21 protein-coding genes are annotated in these 17,912 nt (G+C 72.3%); 16 read left to right on the top strand and 5 right to left on the bottom strand.

Going from position 1 to position 17,912, the window contains the following annotated elements:
• Positions 1-49: 49 nt before the first annotated feature.
• From ybaK to OG349_RS26920, 4 genes are all read right to left on the bottom strand, one after another.
• The gene (gene ybaK / locus OG349_RS26905; RefSeq protein ID WP_327237040.1) at positions 50-556 is read right to left on the bottom strand and encodes a Cys-tRNA(Pro) deacylase; all 507 of its coding nucleotides are present in this window, start codon (positions 554-556) and stop codon (positions 50-52) included.
• A 40-nt stretch (positions 557-596) separates the two neighbouring features.
• Positions 597-1,337, bottom strand: a complete 741-nt coding sequence (locus OG349_RS26910) for an LON peptidase substrate-binding domain-containing protein (protein WP_327237041.1) — start codon at positions 1,335-1,337, stop codon at positions 597-599.
• Positions 1,338-1,342: 5 nt separating this feature from the next.
• On the bottom strand, positions 1,343-2,371 hold the full coding sequence (locus tag OG349_RS26915; RefSeq protein WP_327237042.1) for a hypothetical protein: 1,029 nt from the start codon (positions 2,369-2,371) through the stop codon (positions 1,343-1,345).
• A 103-nt stretch (positions 2,372-2,474) separates the two neighbouring features.
• Entirely contained in the window at positions 2,475-4,076 is a 1,602-nt protein-coding gene (locus OG349_RS26920) for an oxidoreductase (protein WP_327238739.1), read from the bottom strand.
• A 160-nt stretch (positions 4,077-4,236) separates the two neighbouring features.
• Between OG349_RS26920 and hisD the strand changes: the two genes are divergently transcribed.
• From hisD to OG349_RS26970, 10 genes are all read left to right on the top strand, one after another.
• Complete coding sequence (gene hisD, locus OG349_RS26925) at positions 4,237-5,568, top strand: histidinol dehydrogenase (protein WP_327237043.1); 1,332 nt, start codon at positions 4,237-4,239, stop codon at positions 5,566-5,568.
• On the top strand, positions 5,565-6,713 hold the full coding sequence (locus tag OG349_RS26930; RefSeq protein WP_327237044.1) for a histidinol-phosphate transaminase: 1,149 nt from the start codon (positions 5,565-5,567) through the stop codon (positions 6,711-6,713). Before hisD ends, OG349_RS26930 begins: the two co-directional genes overlap by 4 nt.
• Complete coding sequence (gene hisB, locus OG349_RS26935) at positions 6,710-7,303, top strand: imidazoleglycerol-phosphate dehydratase HisB (RefSeq protein ID WP_327237045.1); 594 nt, start codon at positions 6,710-6,712, stop codon at positions 7,301-7,303. Before OG349_RS26930 ends, hisB begins: the two co-directional genes overlap by 4 nt.
• Positions 7,300-7,467, top strand: coding sequence for a hypothetical protein (locus tag OG349_RS26940; protein ID WP_327237046.1), 168 nt, complete (start codon positions 7,300-7,302; stop codon positions 7,465-7,467). Before hisB ends, OG349_RS26940 begins: the two co-directional genes overlap by 4 nt.
• A 5-nt stretch (positions 7,468-7,472) precedes the next feature.
• The gene (gene hisH / locus OG349_RS26945; protein ID WP_327237047.1) at positions 7,473-8,135 is read left to right on the top strand and encodes an imidazole glycerol phosphate synthase subunit HisH; all 663 of its coding nucleotides are present in this window, start codon (positions 7,473-7,475) and stop codon (positions 8,133-8,135) included.
• 9 nt (positions 8,136-8,144) lie between these two features.
• On the top strand, positions 8,145-8,882 hold the full coding sequence (gene priA / locus OG349_RS26950) for a bifunctional 1-(5-phosphoribosyl)-5-((5-phosphoribosylamino)methylideneamino)imidazole-4-carboxamide isomerase/phosphoribosylanthranilate isomerase PriA (protein ID WP_327238740.1): 738 nt from the start codon (positions 8,145-8,147) through the stop codon (positions 8,880-8,882).
• On the top strand, positions 8,879-9,298 hold the full coding sequence (locus OG349_RS26955; RefSeq protein ID WP_327237048.1) for a RidA family protein: 420 nt from the start codon (positions 8,879-8,881) through the stop codon (positions 9,296-9,298). The genes priA and OG349_RS26955 overlap by 4 nt, the downstream gene beginning before the upstream one ends.
• Positions 9,295-10,050, top strand: coding sequence for an imidazole glycerol phosphate synthase subunit HisF (hisF, locus tag OG349_RS26960; protein ID WP_327237049.1), 756 nt, complete (start codon positions 9,295-9,297; stop codon positions 10,048-10,050). The genes OG349_RS26955 and hisF overlap by 4 nt, the downstream gene beginning before the upstream one ends.
• 101 nt (positions 10,051-10,151) lie before the next feature.
• Positions 10,152-10,604 carry a winged helix-turn-helix domain-containing protein gene (locus tag OG349_RS26965; RefSeq protein ID WP_327237051.1) on the top strand — a complete coding sequence of 151 codons (453 nt, stop codon included), beginning with the start codon at positions 10,152-10,154 and terminating at the stop codon, positions 10,602-10,604.
• A gap of 158 nt (positions 10,605-10,762) precedes the next feature.
• Positions 10,763-12,199 (top strand): MFS transporter, encoded by a 1,437-nt coding sequence (locus OG349_RS26970; RefSeq protein WP_327237052.1) that lies wholly within the window; start codon positions 10,763-10,765, stop codon positions 12,197-12,199.
• Positions 12,200-12,341: 142 nt separating this feature from the next.
• On the opposite strand, the gene OG349_RS26975 is transcribed toward OG349_RS26970, so the two are convergent.
• Entirely contained in the window at positions 12,342-12,974 is a 633-nt protein-coding gene (locus OG349_RS26975; protein ID WP_327237053.1) for a TIGR03085 family metal-binding protein, read from the bottom strand.
• 84 nt (positions 12,975-13,058) lie between these two features.
• Here OG349_RS26975 and hisI point away from each other — a divergent pair, with 84 nt between their 5' ends.
• From hisI to trpC, 6 genes are all read left to right on the top strand, one after another.
• Positions 13,059-13,436 carry a phosphoribosyl-AMP cyclohydrolase gene (gene hisI, locus OG349_RS26980; RefSeq protein ID WP_327237054.1) on the top strand — a complete coding sequence of 126 codons (378 nt, stop codon included), beginning with the start codon at positions 13,059-13,061 and terminating at the stop codon, positions 13,434-13,436.
• A gap of 87 nt (positions 13,437-13,523) precedes the next feature.
• On the top strand, positions 13,524-15,050 hold the full coding sequence (locus tag OG349_RS26985) for an anthranilate synthase component I (RefSeq protein WP_327237055.1): 1,527 nt from the start codon (positions 13,524-13,526) through the stop codon (positions 15,048-15,050).
• 85 nt (positions 15,051-15,135) lie between these two features.
• Positions 15,136-15,819, top strand: a complete 684-nt coding sequence (locus OG349_RS26990; RefSeq protein WP_327237056.1) for a TIGR02234 family membrane protein — start codon at positions 15,136-15,138, stop codon at positions 15,817-15,819.
• 86 nt (positions 15,820-15,905) lie between these two features.
• Entirely contained in the window at positions 15,906-16,211 is a 306-nt protein-coding gene (locus OG349_RS26995) for an HGxxPAAW family protein (RefSeq protein ID WP_327237057.1), read from the top strand.
• A gap of 134 nt (positions 16,212-16,345) precedes the next feature.
• Positions 16,346-16,918: a DUF2752 domain-containing protein gene (locus tag OG349_RS27000; RefSeq protein WP_442806425.1), complete on the top strand. Its 573-nt coding sequence runs from the start codon at positions 16,346-16,348 to the stop codon at positions 16,916-16,918.
• A 153-nt stretch (positions 16,919-17,071) separates the two neighbouring features.
• A complete protein-coding gene (gene trpC / locus OG349_RS27005) occupies positions 17,072-17,881 on the top strand; it encodes an indole-3-glycerol phosphate synthase TrpC (protein ID WP_327237058.1) in 810 nt (269 codons plus the stop codon).
• Positions 17,882-17,912: the final 31 nt, after the last annotated feature.

A 17,912-nucleotide genomic window follows, 5' to 3' on the forward strand; every position in this document is an offset into this window, starting at 1 on the left:
CCTCAATCGCCGGACGGGCTTGATCTGCGCACGGACAGGCCCGAGGGGGTCAGGGACGCGCGATCGGGGCCAGCGTTGCTGATGTCAGGGTGGTCAGGGCGCCGGGGGACAGTTCCACTTCCAGGCCCCGGCGGCCCGCCGAGACGCAGATCGTGTCGTGGGACTCCGCCGAGCTGTCCAGGACCGTGCGCAGGCGCTTCCGTTGGCCCAGGGGGGAGATTCCGCCCCGTACGTAACCCGTCGTCCGTTCCGCCGCCGCCGGGTCCGCCATCGACGCGCGCTTGCCGCCCACCGCCGACGCCAGGGCCTTGAGGTCCAGGGAGCCGGCCACCGGGACCACCGCCACCGTCAGTTCGCCGTCCACGTCGGCCACCAGCGTCTTGAAGACCCGGTCGGGGGACACGCCCAGGGCCTCCGCCGCCTCCTCGCCGTACGACGCCGACGCGGGGTCGTGCTCGTACGCGTGCAGGGTGTACGCCGTGCCCGCCGCCGTCAGGGCGACCGTCGCGGGGGTGCCCCCCGATCCGGGCTGGTGCTTCTTCTTGGCCTTCGCCACCGGTCGTGTCCTCGGGTCGGATCGAGTCGGGTCGGGTCCGTCAGTTGGGGCTCGTCGGCGATCTGGTCAGGTCCACCGCCGGCAGCGACGGGAGGTGGCGGATCACCGCCGTCTCCGACCGGAGCAGTTTCAGCTCCTCCTTCAGCCGCGCCGCCGTGTCCGGCGCCTCCAGCAGCCGCTGCTTCGACGGCGTGTCCAGCACCGCCGCCGCCGCGATCAGGTACGACACCACCGAAGGCTCGTCGGGCAGTTCGTCGCCCGTCGCCAGCGTGCGCTCCCGCGCGCCCGCCAGCCGCTTCTGGTAGCTGCGGAACGCCCGCAGCACGCCTTCCGCCAGCGCGGACGCGCCCTCGCCGACCTCCTCGGGCAGCTCCTCCACCTCGGCCGTCAGATAGGGGCCGCTCGTGTCGATCGACAGCAGCCGGATCCTGGTGGTGCCGGTGGCCATCACCTCGAAGCTGCCGTCGGGGCGTTCACGGATCGTCGCCGCGTCCGCGACGCAGCCCACGTGGTGGAAGGCGTCCATGGGTTCGGGGCCGAAGCCGTCGGTGGGACCGCGCTCGGGCGGGGCCGCCCGGTCCGGCAGGCCCGGGGCGGTCGGCGACAGTTCGTGCCCGTCGCGGACGGCGACCACGGCGAAGCGGCGCGGTTCGGACTCGTCCGTCTTCAACAGCTCGCGCATCAGCGTGCGATAGCGCTCCTCGAAGACGTTCAGGGGCAGGACGAGGCCCGGGAACAACACCGCGTTCAGCGGGAAGAGAGGGAGGCGTGCGGTGGTCACAACGCTCAAGCGTAATGGCCCCGGGGCCTTCTCCGGTCTGCTCTGGCCCGCAAAGGCATTTCGGCGGCCACCTGGAGCCGTACGCCGTCCCGGGTTTCGAGGAACTGGCCCAGCGGATCGTCGGTGAAACACGTCCACGGAAAGGACGTCGCGTACGGTCCGACAAGCCGGAACTGCTCCAGCGCCTCCGCCCAGCGGCCCCGCCCCACCAGGACGTACGCGAGGAGATTGCGCACCTCGGCAGGCCAGGGATCGCCCGCCTCGTACCGCGCGGACACCGCGACGGCCAGGTCGGCCGCCGCGTCGATCCGGTCCCCCTGTACGGAGGTGGGGTCGCCGCTCATCAGCAGGGTGAAGGCGGCCCGCACGGGCAGCGCCTGGACGAGCGAGCCGGGCAGCGCGTCGTGCGCCGCCTGTTCGGCGAAGTCGAAGCACTCGCGGTGCGAGCCGTACCAGAGGGCCGACAGGTACTGGAGCGCGGCGACATGGCACCCGTAGTGGTGCGGGGAGCGCCGTACGGCCTGCGCCCAGAGCCCTTCGAAGGCCGAGTGCGTGGCGTGCGTGCCGCGCGCGTGGTCGAGCGCCAGGCGCCACGGCACCGGGTCGCGCGGGTCGCCGTCGGCCGCCGCGTCGATCAGCGGGCCCATCTCCCGCAGCCGTTCGGCGCGCGCCGGTGACTCCCACGCCCTGCGGACGGCGAGTTCGGCCTTGACGAGCAGCGCGTCCGGATCGCGGGGCGCCACCGCGAGCCAGTCGGTGAGCCACTCCTGGCGGCCGTGGGCGAACGCGGCCAGCCGTCTCACATAGCGGTCCCGGTTCTCCCATTCGGCTGATTCACGTGTGGTCGCGAGGAGCTTCGCGGCCTGTTCGTACGCGCCGAGAGCGGCGGAGACCAGCACGGGAGCGAGCCGCTCGTCGGGGGCGTCGAGCAGTACGGCGTCGTCGGGCGGCTGCCCCGCGGCGAGCAGCGGGGTGTGCCGGACCATACGCGCGGTGCTGATCAGGGCGCGGAGCAATGACATGGTGCCGACCATTGAAAACCGCAGGTCGTGGCCGCGCCAGGGGGCTGCTGTGAAGCTTTCGTAGGGGTGGAAAGGTTGTAGCCCCCAAAGTCAAGGGAGGGCAAAGAAAGGAGGATCAGCCGCGGCGCAGGAGACGGGAGGCGCCGGCTGCGACGGTGGTGGCGAGGATCCACCCGAGCATGACCAGCACGGCCCCGGTCCACTGCCAGCCGCCTTCCAGCCGCCAGTACCCGTCCTGGCCGAGATTGATCACCGGTACGAGCAGATCCAGCGCGAAGAGGGCCGGGTTCCATTCGGGGTGTTCGTTCGCCTTGAGCGGCGGTGGGGCGTGGCGCGCGAACGCGATCGTGCCGCCCGCCCAGAGGACCGCCATCCACAGCGCCGCCCGCCCGGGGCGGTAGCCGTACGCCACCGTCCAGTCCTGGAGGTACCCCCAGAGTTTCGCGGCGAGCGGCAGCGTCTCGCGCCGGCGGCGCTGCTTGACGAGGAGCACCTCGCGCGCGTCGGCGTCCTCGCCGCTGTTGCGCAGTACCTGCGCGAGCCGTTCGTACGGCTCCGGCGCGTACTCGGGCGTCGCCGCCGCGACCCACTCCAGGCGGCGGCCGAGCGGGAAGTGACCGACCCACACGAGGTTCTCGTAGACGAAGCCGCCCATGGCGAGCCCGCCGGGCCCCGGCCAGCTGGTCGACACGTCGACCAGCGTGACGATCTTCGCCCCGCTCAGCACGACCCGTCCCTCCTCGGGGCGTTCGCACGTGAACCGCAGCTCCGGAGTGACGATCCTGCGCAGCGACAGCTCCTCCCCGGCCATCAGGACGAACCGCGCCTGGTCGAGGTCGACCGCGTCCCCGAACCGGCCGTCGTCCAGCCGCACCCCGCCCCGGCACTCGAAGGGCTGCACCCGGGTGCCGGGCGGCGGGCCGCCGGAGATCCCGACGCCGTACGGGGGAGTGGAACCGGAGCCGGTGGCCTCGTCCGTCACCCACGCGCCGGTCATGTGGAGCGTGCGCTCGACCGTCAGCCGCGGCGCGTTGAGCGCCCGGCGGTCGCGCGGGGCGCGCAGCCGGCTGCCGCGCAGGCTCAGCGACACCCCGACCTTGGCGCCGCGGAGACTGACCTCGCCGTATGTCTCGATCTGATCGGCCTGGAGGTCCTGGGCGACCGTCATGCCGTCGGCGGTGATCGCCCGGCCCATCCGGTCGGGACGCACCTCGATCTGGCTGATCAGCAGATCCGTACCGATTTGTGCGTCCGTCAGCCGTATCCCGCGCTCGACCCGGCAGCGCGGCAGGTGAAGGTCACCCTCCGTGTGCAGCCGGGCGGCCTCCAGGCGCGGTATGGCACAGCCCGCCATGCGCAACGTGGTGAAGTGCGACTCGGGGAGCACGATCTCGTTGTCGAACAGACAGCGGTCCAGTTCGACGTACGGCGCGATCGTGCCGCCCGCGAGGGTCAGCGTCCCGGTGATCCGTACCCCGCGCATCTTGAGCGCGGCGACCCGGCCGGGGAGCGCGGGAGGGCCGCTGAGCAGGAGTAACGCGATGACCCTGGCACGTACGCTGCGGTTCGCGCCCCAGCCGTGCGGGTCGAAGGGGTCGTCCCGCCGGGGGTCGTACGTGGAGAGGTCGTACGTACTGCCGTTCCGGAAGGCCTGCCACATGCCCAGTTCCGCCGCGCTCAGCCAGTCGGGCGCCTCACCTTCCTGCGGCTCGGTCACGGTCACCCCCGCTTCCTCCGCTTCCTCGTCACGTCGTTACTCATGGTGTTCCCCCTGGGTGACGGCCTGAACGCTAGTGGTGACATGAGCCTGACGGGGCAGGTATCAGCCAGTGATACGCGCGTCCGGCGGCCTGAGGCCGTCTGCGAGAATTGACCGCGTGATCTCACGAATCGATCTGCGCGGCGGCGCCCTCCCCGAGGGCTCCGCGCTCCGTGACCTGCTGCCCCGAGCCGAGTTCGACGTGGAAGCCGCCCTGGAGAAGGTGCGGCCCATCTGCGAGGACGTGCACCATCGCGGTACGGAAGCGCTGATCGAGTACGCGGAGAAGTTCGACGGCGTGAAGCTCACCCGCGTCCGGGTGCCCGCGGCGGCCCTGGCCGGTGCCCTGGCGGGGCTCGACCCGGCCGTACGGGCCGCGCTGGAGGAGTCCGCCCGGCGCGCCAGGCTCGTCCACCGCGAGCAGCGGCGCGCCCCCCACACCACGCAGGTGGTGCCCGGCGGCACGGTCAGCGAGAAGTGGGTCCCGGTCGGGCGCGTGGGGCTCTACGCGCCCGGCGGCCGGTCCGTCTACCCCTCGTCCGTGATCATGAACGTGGTGCCGGCCCAGGAGGCGGGTGTCGCGTCGATCGCGCTGGCCTCGCCGCCGCAGGCCGACTTCGGCGGGCTGCCCCACCCCACGATCCTCGCCGCCTGCGCCCTGCTGGGCGTCGACGAGGTCTACGCGGTCGGCGGCGCCCAGGCCGTGGCGATGTTCGCGTACGGCACCACGGGACCCGACGGCTGCGCCCCCGCCGACATGGTCACGGGCCCCGGCAACATCTGGGTCGCCGCCGCCAAGCGGTACTTCACCGGCCGCATCGGCATCGACACCGAGGCGGGCCCCACCGAGATCGCGGTCCTCGCGGACTCCACCGCCGACCCGGTGCACGTCGCCGCCGACCTCATCAGCCAGGCCGAGCACGACCCGCTCGCCGCCGCCGTCCTCGTCACCGACTCCGTGGAGCTGGCCGACGCGGTCGAGAAGGAGCTGGCGCCGCAGGTCGCCGCGACCAAGCACATCGAGGACCGGGTCGCGCCCGCGCTGGCCGGCAAGCAGTCCGCGATCGTCCTGGTCGACTCCGTCGAGGACGGCCTGCGGGTCGTCGACGCGTACGGCGCCGAACACCTGGAGATCCAGACCGCCGACGCCGCCGCCGTCGCCGAACGCGTCCGCAACGCGGGGGCGATCTTCGTCGGCCCGTACGCGCCGGTCTCCCTCGGCGACTACTGCGCCGGGTCCAACCACGTCCTGCCGACCGGCGGTTGCGCCTGCCACTCCTCCGGGCTCTCCGTCCAGTCCTTCCTGCGCGGCATCCACATCGTGGACTACAGCAGGGACGCGCTCGCCGAGGTCGCCCACCACGTGGTGACGCTGGCCGAGGCGGAGGACCTGCCGGCCCACGGCGCGGCTGTCAAAGCCAGGTTCGGATGGAAGGTGCCCACCGCATGAGCGGCGCCTCAGGACCGGCCCGGGAGCCCGCCGCCGGGGACATCGGCATCGACGACCTGCCCGTACGGGACGAGCTGCGCGGCCAGACCCCGTACGGCGCGCCCCAACTGGACGTCCCCGTCCAGCTGAACACCAACGAGAACCCGTACCCGCTGCCGGAGCCGCTGGTCGAGCGGATCACCGAGCGGGTCCGCGAGGCCGCGCGCGGGCTCAACCGCTACCCCGACCGGGACGCCGTCGAGCTGCGCACCGAGCTGGCCGCGTACCTCTCCAGGACCGGCGGCCACCCGCTGACCACGGCCCACGTCTGGGCCGCCAACGGATCCAACGAGGTCATCCAGCAGCTGCTCCAGACCTTCGGCGGCCCGGGGCGTACCGCGATCGGCTTTGAACCGTCGTACTCGATGCACCACCTCATCGCGCGCGGCACCGGCACCGGCTGGCTCTCCGGGCCGCGCGGCGAGGACTTCACGATCGAGGTGACGGCCGCCGTGGAGGCGATCACCGAACACCGCCCCGACATCGTCTTCATCACCTCGCCCAACAACCCCACGGGCACCGCCGTCGACGCGGAGACCGTCCTCGCGCTCTACGAGGCGGCCCAGGCCGCCAAGCCGTCCCTGGTCGTCGTGGACGAGGCGTACGTCGAATTCAGCCATCGTCCGTCGCTGCTCCCGCTCATCGAGGGCCGCCCCCGGCTGGTGATCTCCCGCACGATGTCGAAGGCGTTCGGCGCCGCGGGCCTGCGCCTGGGCTATCTCGCCGCCCACCCCGCCGTGGTCGACGCGGTCCAGCTGGTGCGGCTGCCGTACCACCTCTCGGCCGTCACCCAGGCCACCGCGCTCGCGGCCCTGGAGCACACCGATACGCTGCTCGGGTACGTGGAGACACTCAAGGCGGAGCGGGACCGTCTGGTCGACGAGCTGCGGGCCCTCGGCTACGAGGTCACGGACTCGGACGCGAACTTCGTGCAGTTCGGCCGCTTCGAGGACTCCCACGCCGCGTGGCGCCGGATCCTCGACCGGGGTGTCCTCGTGCGCGACAACGGTGTACCGGGACGGCTGCGGGTCACCGCGGGCACCCCGTCCGAGAACGACGCGTTCCTCGACGCGGTACGGGAACTCAAGAAGGAGCAGAGCGCATGAGCCGCATCGGCCGCGTGGAACGCAGTACGAAAGAGACCTCCGTCGTCGTGGAGATCGACCTCGACGGCACGGGGACGGTCGACGTGTCGACCGGGGTCGGCTTCTTCGACCACATGCTCGACCAGCTCGGCCGGCACGGCCTGTTCGACCTCACGGTGAAGACCGAGGGCGACCTGCACATCGACACGCACCACACCATCGAGGACACCGCGCTGGCCCTCGGTGCCGCCTTCAAGCAGGCCCTCGGCGACAAGGTCGGCGTCTACCGCTTCGGCAACTGCACGGTCCCGCTGGACGAGTCGCTCGCCCAGGTGACCGTGGACCTCTCGGGCCGCCCGTACCTGGTGCACACCGAGCCCGAGAACATGGCGCCGATGATCGGCTCGTACGACACGACGATGACCCGGCACATCCTGGAGTCCTTCGTCGCGCAGGCCAGGATCGCGCTGCACGTGCACGTGCCGTACGGGCGCAACGCCCACCACATCGTGGAGTGCCAGTTCAAGGCCCTCGCCCGCGCGCTGCGGTACGCCTCCGAGCGTGACCCGCGCGCCGTGGGAATTCTTCCGTCTACCAAGGGTGCCCTGTGACCGGCCTGTCGACCATTCTGATCGTCCTGGGACTCTTCCTGGCGGGCGGTGTCTACTCCTTCACCAAGCAGAAGCTGCCCAGCGGTGTGATCACCCTGCTGGCGATCTCCTCCGCCTTCTGCCTGGTCGCGGGTGTCCTGCGGATCCAGGGCATCTGGGGGTGACGACGGTGACCGAACCCGCGAGGTCCACCAGGCCCGCCAAGAAGGTCGTCGTCTTCGACTACGGCTTCGGCAACGTCCGCTCCGCCGAACGCGCCCTCGCCCGCGCCGGCGCCGACGTCGAGATCACCCGTGACTTCGACCGGGCCATGAACGCCGACGGGCTGCTCGTGCCCGGCGTCGGCGCCTTCTCCGCCTGCATGCGGGGGCTCAGGGACGTGCGCGGCGAGTGGATCATCGGCCGCAGGCTGTCCGGCGGCCGTCCCGTCCTCGGGATCTGCGTCGGGATGCAGATCCTCTTCGAGCGGGGCATCGAGCACGGCGTCGAGACCGAGGGCCTCGACGAGTGGCCCGGCACGGTCGAGCCGCTGAACGCCCCGATCGTGCCCCACATGGGGTGGAACACGGTCGAGGCGCCCCAGGACAGCCAGCTGTTCGCGGGCGTCGGCGCCGACGAGCGCTTCTACTTCGTGCACTCGTACGCCGTGCGGACCTGGGGACTCGAAGTCACCAACCCCGCGATCCGCGCCCCGCGCGTCACCTGGTCCACCCACGGCGAGCCGTTCGTCGCCGCGGTGGAGAACGGCGCACTGTGGGCCACCCAGTTCCACCCCGAGAAGTCCGGCGACGCCGGCGCCCAGCTGCTGACCAACTGGATCGGAACCCTCTGAATGTCTCCTGTGCCGAAGCTCGAACTCCTCCCCGCCGTCGACGTCCGTGACGGCCAGGCCGTACGCCTCGTCCATGGCGAGTCGGGATCCGAGACCTCGTACGGCTCACCCCTGGAAGCGGCCCTCGCCTGGCAGCGCTCGGGCGCCGAGTGGCTGCACCTGGTCGACCTGGACGCCGCGTTCGGCACCGGTGACAACCGCGACCTGATCGCCGAGGTCGCCGGGGCCATGGACATCAAGGTCGAACTCTCCGGCGGAATCCGCGACGACGCCTCACTCGCCGCCGCCCTCGCCACCGGCTGCACCCGGGTCAACCTCGGCACGGCCGCGCTGGAGACCCCCGAGTGGGTCGCCAGGATCATCGCCGAGAACGGCGACCGGATCGCGGTCGGCCTCGACGTACGCGGCACGACGCTGCGCGGGCGCGGCTGGACCCGGGACGGCGGCGACCTCTACGAGACCCTGGCCCGGCTCGACGCAGAGGGCTGCGCCCGGTACGTCGTCACGGACATCGCCAAGGACGGCACCCTCCAGGGCCCCAACCTGGAGCTGCTGCGCACCGTCTGCGCCGCGACCGACCGGCCCGTCGTCGCCTCCGGCGGGGTCTCCTCGCTGGACGACCTGCTCGCCCTCGCCACGCTCGTGCCCGAGGGAGTCGAGGGCGCGATCGTCGGCAAGGCGCTCTACGCGAAGGCGTTCACGCTGGAAGAGGCGCTGGAGACGGTGGCCGGGACGGTTCTCCGATGAGCGGCGAGTCGCCGGACCAGGTGCGGAAGATCTCCTCGGGCGGCCCCTGGGAGGAGTCCTTCGGCTACTCCCGCGCGGTACGGCTGCCCAACGGCCTGGTCCTGGTGTCCGGTTGTACATCGGTGGTCGGCGGCCGGATCGCCGAGGGCAGCCCGTACGAGCAGACGAGGACCGCCTTCGGCGTGGCCGTCAAGGCGCTGGAGGAGCTGGGCCTCGGCGTGGAGCACGTCGTGCGCACCCGGATGTACATCACCCATCCCCGGGACGCCGACGACGTGGGCCGGGCCCACAAGGAGCTGTTCGACGCGGTACGGCCGGCCGCGTCGATGGTCGTCGTCGCGGGCCTCATCGACCCGAGCCTGGTGGTCGAGGTGGAGGTGGAGGCCTATCTGGCCTCCTCGGGAGGCTCCGCATGAGCCTGGCGGTACGGGTCATCCCCTGCCTGGACGTGGACAACGGCCGGGTCGTCAAGGGCGTCAACTTCCAGAACCTGCGCGACGCGGGCGACCCCGTCGAGATGGCGAAGCTGTACGACGCCGAGGGCGCCGACGAGTTGACGTTCCTGGACATCACCGCCTCGTCCGGCGACCGTGAGACCACGTACGACGTGGTGCGCCGTACGGCCGAGCAGGTCTTCATCCCGCTGACCGTCGGCGGGGGTGTCCGTACCCCCGAGGACGTCGACAAGCTGCTGCGCGCGGGCGCGGACAAGGTGGGTGTCAACACGGCGGCCATCGCCCGCCCCGACCTGATCCGCGAGATCGCCGAGCGCTTCGGACGGCAGGTGCTGGTCCTGTCGGTCGACGCGCGGCGGACCCCGTCGGGGTCCTTCGAGGTCACCACGCACGGCGGCCGGAAGGGCACCGGCATCGACGCGGTCGAGTGGGCGCACCGGGCCGCGGAGCTGGGCGCCGGGGAGATCCTGCTCAACTCGATGGACGCGGACGGCACGAAGGACGGCTACGACACCGAGATGATCGCGGCCGTACGGAAACACGTGAGCGTCCCCGTCATCGCCTCCGGGGGCGCGGGCCGGCTCGCGGACTTCCCGCCCGCCGTCGCGGCGGGCGCCGACGCGGTCCTCGCCGCGTCCGTCTTCCACTTCGGCGATCTGCGGATCGGCCAGGTGAAGGAAATCCTGCGCCAAGCGGGCCATCCGGTCAGATAGGACGGAGCGAGGGCACGGTTCCGGCCGTTCCTTCGTGACTTCCGACTTGATCGCACAAGATATATTGCGCAACTTTCCTTTCTTAATTTAGCGTGCACGCCATGACACGCAGGGAAACCCGCGGAGTGACGGGCCCCGAGACCTTCAAGGTCTTCGGACACCCCCTGCGCATGAGGCTCTACCGCGCCCTCCATCTCTCCCGGACGGGCACCGCCTCCCAACTCGCCGACCAGGTCGGCGAAACCGTCTCGCTCGTCAGCTACCACCTCCGCAGACTCGCCGATCACGGGCTGATCGACGAGGCGGAGGGGCACGGGGACGGCCGGGAGCGCTGGTGGAAACTGGCCTCCGAGGACCCGGCCCTCCGCGCCGCGTCCTTCAGCCGCGCCTACCTGGCGCCGCTCACGGCCGCGCAACTCGCCGAACTCTCCCGCGAGATGCACGAACTCGTCAGAAAGTACGAAATCGCCGGCCGGGCGGCCGAGGAGGCGGGGGACACCGAGGGGCGCGAGAGAGTCGCGCTGCACACCTACGGCTTTCCCTTTCGTGTCTGATTCGTGTGCGTATCCGATTCGTGTCCGACCTTTCCGGCTTTTACGAACCTTCTGACTATTTCCTCGATATTTCGTTCATTCCCGCTTTTCCCGACCCTTGTCTGTTCCTCTCCCTTTCCTTCCATCCCCCCTACTGAGACCAGAGAGGATCGTTGAGCATGCCCCCACATGCGATATCAGCGCCCGCCGAGAACGGGACCACCCCCCCACCCCCCGCGCACCGCGACGGAAACGTATTGCGCTGGCTCGGCGCCTACACCGCGTCGATGGTCGGCAGCAACGTCTACTTCGTGGCCCTCGCCTGGGCCGCCGCCCGGACCGGCAGCCCCGCTCAGGCCGGCCTGGTCCTCGCCGTCGGATCGGTGCCCCGCGCCGCGCTGATGCTCGGCGGCGGAGTGGTCGCGGACCGCTTCGGACCCCGCCTGGTGGTCATCGGCAGCGACGCGGCACGCTGCGTCTTCATCCTCGGCATGGCGGCCGTGCTGATGTTCATCAGCCCCTCCGTCTGGCTGCTGGCCACGGTCGCGCTCGTCTTCGGCGCGGTCGACGCGCTGTTCCTGCCGGCGGTCGGCGCGCTGCCGCCCCGGATCACCGCCCCCGGCCAACTGGTCAGGGTGCAGGGCATGAGCGGGCTCGCCACCCGTTTCGCCAACGTCGCGGGAGCGCCGATCGGCGGTCTGACGGTGGCCATCGGCGGCTCGGCGTCGGCCTTCACCGCGGCGGGCGTGTTGTTCGCGGTGTCGCTGCCGCTGCTCCTGAGCGTACGGATCGGCGGGCTGCCCGGTGCGCAGGGTGAGAAGGGGGACCGGGGCGCCGACGACGAGCACGCCGAGGAGACCGTGACGGCGGGGGAGGAGAGCCCCGTACCGCACGACGTGATCCCGGGGCCGCGCGACGGCGCTGACGCGCGTAGAGAGCGGGCGGAAGAGGCCGGGGCGGCCCCGGGTGCGGAGAAGCGGACGGGCGGGGCGGACGCCGCGTCCCCCGGCGCCGGCCGCGCACTCCTCGACGGCCTGCGCTACATCCGCCACCACCGCGTCCTCGCCCCGCTGATCCTCGTCAGCGCCATCACCCAGCTGGGTTTCGTGGGACCCCTCAACATCGGCCTCGTCCTGGTGTCCGAGGAGCGCGGATGGGGTGCGTCGGGCCTGGGCTGGATCATCGCCGCGTTCAGCGCGGGCGCCGCCGGGGCCTCGCTGCTGCTGACGGTCCGCGGCCGGGTCCCCCGGGCCGGATTTGTCATGTGCGCTTCTACGATCGTCGGCTCGGTCGCCATCGCCTGCATCGCGTACGCCCCGTCGGTGGCCCTCGCCTCCGTCGCCGCCGTCTGCGTCGGACTGCTCGCGGGCCTGGGCGGCGCGCTGTCCGCAGCGCTCGTCCAGACCCAGACGGAACCGGGCTACCTGGGCCGGGTCACCTCGGTCTCGACGCTCTTCGGCCTGGGCATCGCCCCGCTCGTCTACCCGGTCATGGGCGTGGCCATCGGCGCCTGGGGCTCAGGACCGGTGTTCGTGGCCAGCGCGGCACTCTGCGCGGCGGGCACGACGTTCGGGCTGTGCGTCAAGCAGCTCCGCCTGGCCGAACTGCCCACCTGACCCCCGGCCGTCCTGCCGCCGGGCGCCCCAGGGCGCCCGGCCAGGGGGCGTCCTGCTGACGATCCTGGACGCCCGCCCCCGTACAACCGGGCGACGCCCGTTCCCGTACAGCCGACGCCCGTTCCCGTACAACCGACCGCCCTCAGATGCCCAACTTCGCTTCCAGCACCCGCGTCACCGCGTCCTTGTCGCCCTCCACCTGCACGTCCGCCGCGGCCTGGCGCCCCGAGAGGAACAGCAGCAGCTCGCCCGGCTCGCCCGTGACCGTCACCACCGGCGCGCCCTTGCGGGCCACCGCCGTCCGGCCGTCCGTCCGCCGCAGCACCAGACCCGCCGGGGACTTGCGCCCCATCAGCCGGGCGCCCTTCTCCAGCCGCGACCACAGCGAGTCCGCGAAGACCCGGTCCAGCTCGCGCGGAGTCCAGTCGGGCTGCGCCCGCCGGACGTCCTCGGCGTGGATGTAGAACTCCGAGGTGTTCGCCGCCTCGTCGAGCTGCTTGATGGAGAAGGGGGACATCTTCGGCGGTCCCGTACGGATCAGCTCGATCAGCTCCTCGTACGGCTTCGCGGCGAATTCGCCCTGGACCCGGTCCAGCCGGTTCTTGAGCGCGGGCAGCATCGTTCCCCCCGCCGCGTCGAGCCGGCGCTCACGCACCACCACATGAGCGGCCAGGTCCCGGGCGGTCCAGCCGTCGCAGAGGGTCGGCGCCTCGGGGCCCGCGGTCTCCAACAGGTCGGCGAGCAGAAGTCGTTCACGCTTTGCATGGGTCGACATGTCCGCAAGGGTACGGCCGCCCCCGCCCGTCCGCCCAGTGGACTCCCCTCCCGCGAGCCCGCCCGGGCGCGGCACAATGGCCGTATGAGCAGCACGACCGCGGAGCCGGGACCGACCGGCGGCCTCGACCCCGCCATCGCCGACCGCCTCAAGCGCAGCGCCGACGGACTGATCCCGGCCATCGCCCAGCAGTTCGACACCGGCGAGGTGCTGATGCTCGGCTGGATGGATGACGAGGCCCTGCACCGCACCCTCACCACGGGCCGCTGCACCTACTGGTCCCGCAGCCGCCGGGAGTACTGGGTCAAGGGCGACACCTCCGGCCACGTCCAGCACGTGAAGTCCGTCGCCCTGGACTGCGACGCGGACACCGTCCTTGTCCAGGTCGACCAGGTCGGCGCCGCCTGCCACACCGGGGCCCGCACCTGCTTCGACGAGGACGTCCTGCCGCTCGGCCGGTGAGGCGGCCCCCCCACACGCGGGCACTCCCCGGCACCACGCGGGGAGCCCGCGCAGCCCGTGAAGAGCCAACGAGTAGGGTCAGCGGCCATGGATCTTGAGACCTTCCGCAAGCTGGCGGCCGACCGCCGTGTCATCCCGGTCAGCCGGCGGCTCCTCGCGGACGGCGACACCCCGGTCGGCCTGTACCGCAAACTCGCCGCCGAGCGTCCCGGCACGTTCCTGCTGGAGTCCGCGGAGAACGGCCGCTCCTGGTCCCGCTACTCCTTCGTCGGGGTACGGTCCGCCGCCACGCTCACCGAACGCGACGGCGCCACCCACTGGCTCGGCGCCCCGCCCGTCGGCGTCCCCGTGGACGGCGACCCGCTGGCCGCTCTGCGCGCCACGGTGGAGACCCTGCACACCCCCCGCGACCTGGGGGGTGTGCGGGGTCTGCCGCCCTTCACCGGCGGCATGGTCGGCTTCCTCGGCTTCGACATCGTCCGCCGCCTGGAGAAGATCGGCGACCACGCGCGCGACGACCTCGGGCTGCCCGAGCTGACCATGCTGCTCACCTCGGACCTCGCCGTGCTCGACCACTGGGACAACACCGTCCTGCTGATCGCCAACGCGATCAACCACAACGACCTGGACACCGGCGTCGACGAGTCGTACGCGGACGCCGTCGCCCGGCTCGACGCCATGGCCGCCGACCTCGCCAGGCCCGTCGACTCGATGCCCACCGCGCTGCCCGTCTCCGAACTCCCCGAGTACACCGCGCTCTGGGGCGGCCCCGACTTCCAGGCCGTCGTGGAGGACATCAAGGAGCGCATCCGGGCGGGCGAGGCCTTCCAGGTCGTCCCCTCCCAGCGCTTCGAGACCCCCTGCACCGCGAGCGCGCTCGACGTCTACCGGGTGCTGCGCGCCACCAACCCCAGCCCGTACATGTACCTCTTCCGCTTCCCGTCCGCCGACGGGGGCGAGGCCTTCGACGTCGTCGGCTCCAGCCCCGAGGCGCTGGTGAAGGTCGAGGACGGGCGGGCCATGGTCCACCCCATCGCCGGGACCCGGCCGCGCGGCGCCACCCCGCAGGAGGACCAGGCCCTCGCGGACGAACTGCTCGCCGACCCCAAGGAACGCGCCGAGCACCTCATGCTCGTGGACCTGGGCCGCAACGACCTCGGGCGGGTCTGCCTGCCCGGCAGCGTCGAGGTGGTCGACTTCATGTCCGTCGAGCGGTACTCCCACGTCATGCACATCGTGTCGACCGTCACCGGCCGGGTCGCGGCGGACCGTACCGCCTTCGACGTCCTGACCGCGTGCTTCCCGGCGGGCACCCTCTCCGGGGCCCCCAAGCCGCGCGCCCTCCAGATCATCGACGAGGTCGAGCCCACCCGGCGGGGCGTGTACGGCGGCTGCGTCGGCTATCTCGACTTCGCCGGGGACTCCGACACGGCCATCGCCATCAGGACCGCGCTGCTCAGGAACGGCACCGCGTACGTCCAGGCCGGGGCCGGCATCGTCGCCGACTCCGACCCGGTGTCCGAGGACCTGGAGTGCCGGAACAAGGCGGCGGCGGTCCTCAGGGCCGTCCACACGGCGAACCGGCTCAAGGCGCCCGCGCCGCACGGGGGCTGAGGGCCCGGGGTTCCGGCGGGCCCGGTCGGGGACCGCCGGAACCCCGGGACGGCGGCACGAAAGGCCCGTAAGGGATAGTGGTGGGGTGAGTGCCGTCCCCGTACCCCAGCCCCGCGCCGCCGTCCCGGTGTCCACCGACGCCGCGAGCAGCCGCCGCAGTCTCGCCGTCGCCCTCCTTCTCGGCGCCGCGGGCGCCGCCGTCGTCCTGATCGCCTCCGGCCAGGTCTGGTCCCGGGGCACCGCGTCGGTGGGCGGTGGCAGCGTGCCCCTCTCGGCCGACGGCCGTGACGTCACCGGTGTGCCCGCCGCCCTCGCCGTCGTGGGCCTGGCCGCCCTCGTCGCCGTGTTCGCCGTCCGCAGCGGAGGGCGCCTGCTCGTCTCCCTGCTGCTCACGCTGAGCGGCGCGGGCGCCGCCGCGACCGCCTTCCTCGGCGCGTCCGACAGCTCCGCCCTGGACGAGAAGGCCGCGACGACGGTCGGCGACAGCTCCGCGACCATCGGCGACGTCCTGACCCACACGGCCTGGCCGTACGTCACCGCCGTCGCCGGGGTCCTCATCCTGCTCGCCGGCCTGCTCTCCCTGCGGTACGGGAAGCAGTGGCCCGCCATGTCGGGGCGCTACGAACGCGAGGGCGTGCCCCGGGCCGGCGGCGGGAGCGGCGCCGTGCGCGGGGGCCCGGCCAGGCCCGCGCCCGTCGTGGACCCCGACCGGCCCGAGGACCTGTGGAAGGCGCTGGACCGGGGCGAGGACCCGACGCGGGAGACGTGACCCCCCGCGCCGGGATGGACCGCACATGCGGGACAATGGCGCTGAGCGTCCGACTCACACAGCGCAACACCAACGAGGAGCAACTCATGGCGGGCACCAGCCACGGACACACCCCGGCCGCCTGGACCGGCGTCACCATCGCGTTCATCGGGTTCTGCGTCGGCGGGGTCTTCACGGTGACGGCGGACCCGGTCGGGTTCTGGGTCGGCATCGGGGTCGTCCTGCTCGGCGGCGTGGTCGGCCTCGGGATGAAGTTCATGGGTCTCGGCATGCCCCAGGAGTCCACGGAGCAGGCGCGCGCCAGGGCCGAGGCCGGGCGGGCGCAGGTCGAGGGGGCCAACGCCGCCGACGGCGGCGACAAGGCCGACGACAAGACCCACCAGACCGTCTGACAGGCGTCTCCCGCCTCCCTCCGGCACGGGTGGCACCGACGCGGCCCGGCAGGTCCGGGTCGCGTCCCCCCCCCGCCGGCCGGTTCCTCACCACTGTCCCGCGCGGCGGCTGCCACAATCACCGGGTGGATGCCATGTCAGTCCCCTCCGCACCGGTTCCGGCGGGCTCCGAGCCGTCGGCCGGGCAGGCCCGTCCCGCCCCCGCCGTCCCGCCGGGCATCCACGCGGCTCCGCAGGCCCCTCCCGCTCCGGCCTTCCCGCCGGGCACGTACGCCGCTCCGCCGCCCGGACCGCCCGCTGCCTCGCTCGTACGGCGTCTCCTCGCCCCGGCCGGCTCCCTGGCCGCCGTCGCCGGGGCCTTCACGTACGTCGGGCTGATCGACCCGAACCACCCCGGCCACTACCCGGTCTGCCCGCTCTTCGCCCTCACCGGTCTCTACTGCCCCGGCTGCGGCGGGTTGCGCAGCGCCCACGCCCTCGCCCACGGCGACCTGGTCACCGCCTTCGGCGACAACGCGCTGGCCGTCCTCGGGTACGGGGTGGCCGCCGCGCTCTGGGTGCTCTGGACGGTCTCGTCCGTACGGGCCAGGACCCGGCTCCCGCTGCCCGTCCCGCGCCGTCCGGCCGTGTGGTGGGCCGTCGGCGGAGTCGTCCTGATCTTCACACTGATCAGAAACCTGCCGTTCGGCTCGTCGCTCGCTCCGTGAAGGCCCAGGTCGTGGCAGGCTCGGGTAGCCGGATGCGGGTCCTGGGACGAGTTCCGGATAGCATCGATATGGCTGATCCTGATTCAGTCGGGCTCGACCGGCCGACCTCCTCGGCCGACCTGATCACAACCCTCCCGGAAGGGGGCCGCTCCCGTGAGTGTGCTCGACGAGATCATCGACGGCGTGCGCGCCGACCTCGCGGAGCGGCAGGCCCGGGTGAGCCTTGACGAGCTCAAGGAGCGCGCCGCCAAGGCCCCCGCGGCGAAGGACGCCCTCGCCGCGCTGCGCGGTGAAGGGGTCCACGTGATCTGCGAGGTGAAGCGCTCCAGCCCCTCGAAGGGCGCGCTCGCCGCGATCGCCGACCCGGCCGGGCTCGCCGCCGACTACGAGGCGGGCGGCGCGGCCGTCATCTCCGTACTGACCGAAAAGCGCCGCTTCGGCGGGTCGCTGGCCGACCTGGAGGCCGTCAGGGCCCGGGTCGACATCCCGGTCCTGCGCAAGGACTTCATCGTCACCTCGTACCAGCTGTGGGAGGCGCGTGCCTACGGCGCTGACCTGGTGCTGCTCATCGTCTCGGCGCTGGAGCAGGACGCGCTGGTGTCGCTCATCGAGCGCGCCGAGTCGATCGGGCTGACCCCGCTCGTGGAGGTCCACGACGAGGACGAGGTCGAGCGGGCGGTCGCCGCCGGAGCGAAGATCATCGGCGTCAACGCACGTGATCTCAAGACGCTCAAGGTCGACCGCGGCACGTTCGAGCGGGTCGCCCCCGAGATCCCGGTCGGCATCGTGAAGATCGCCGAGTCGGGGGTGCGCGGGCCGCACGACCTGATCGCGTACGCCAACGCCGGGGCCGACGCGGTCCTCGTCGGCGAGTCGCTGGTCACCGGCCGCGACCCGAAGTCGGCGGTGGCCGACCTGGTCGCCGCCGGGGCCCACCCGGCGCTGCGGCACGGAAGGGACTGACCCCACCGTGTCCGACGCCGCCGCCATCGCT

The sequence above is a fragment of the Streptomyces sp. NBC_01317 genome, from assembly GCF_035961655.1.
Lineage (GTDB): Bacteria > Actinomycetota > Actinomycetes > Streptomycetales > Streptomycetaceae > Streptomyces.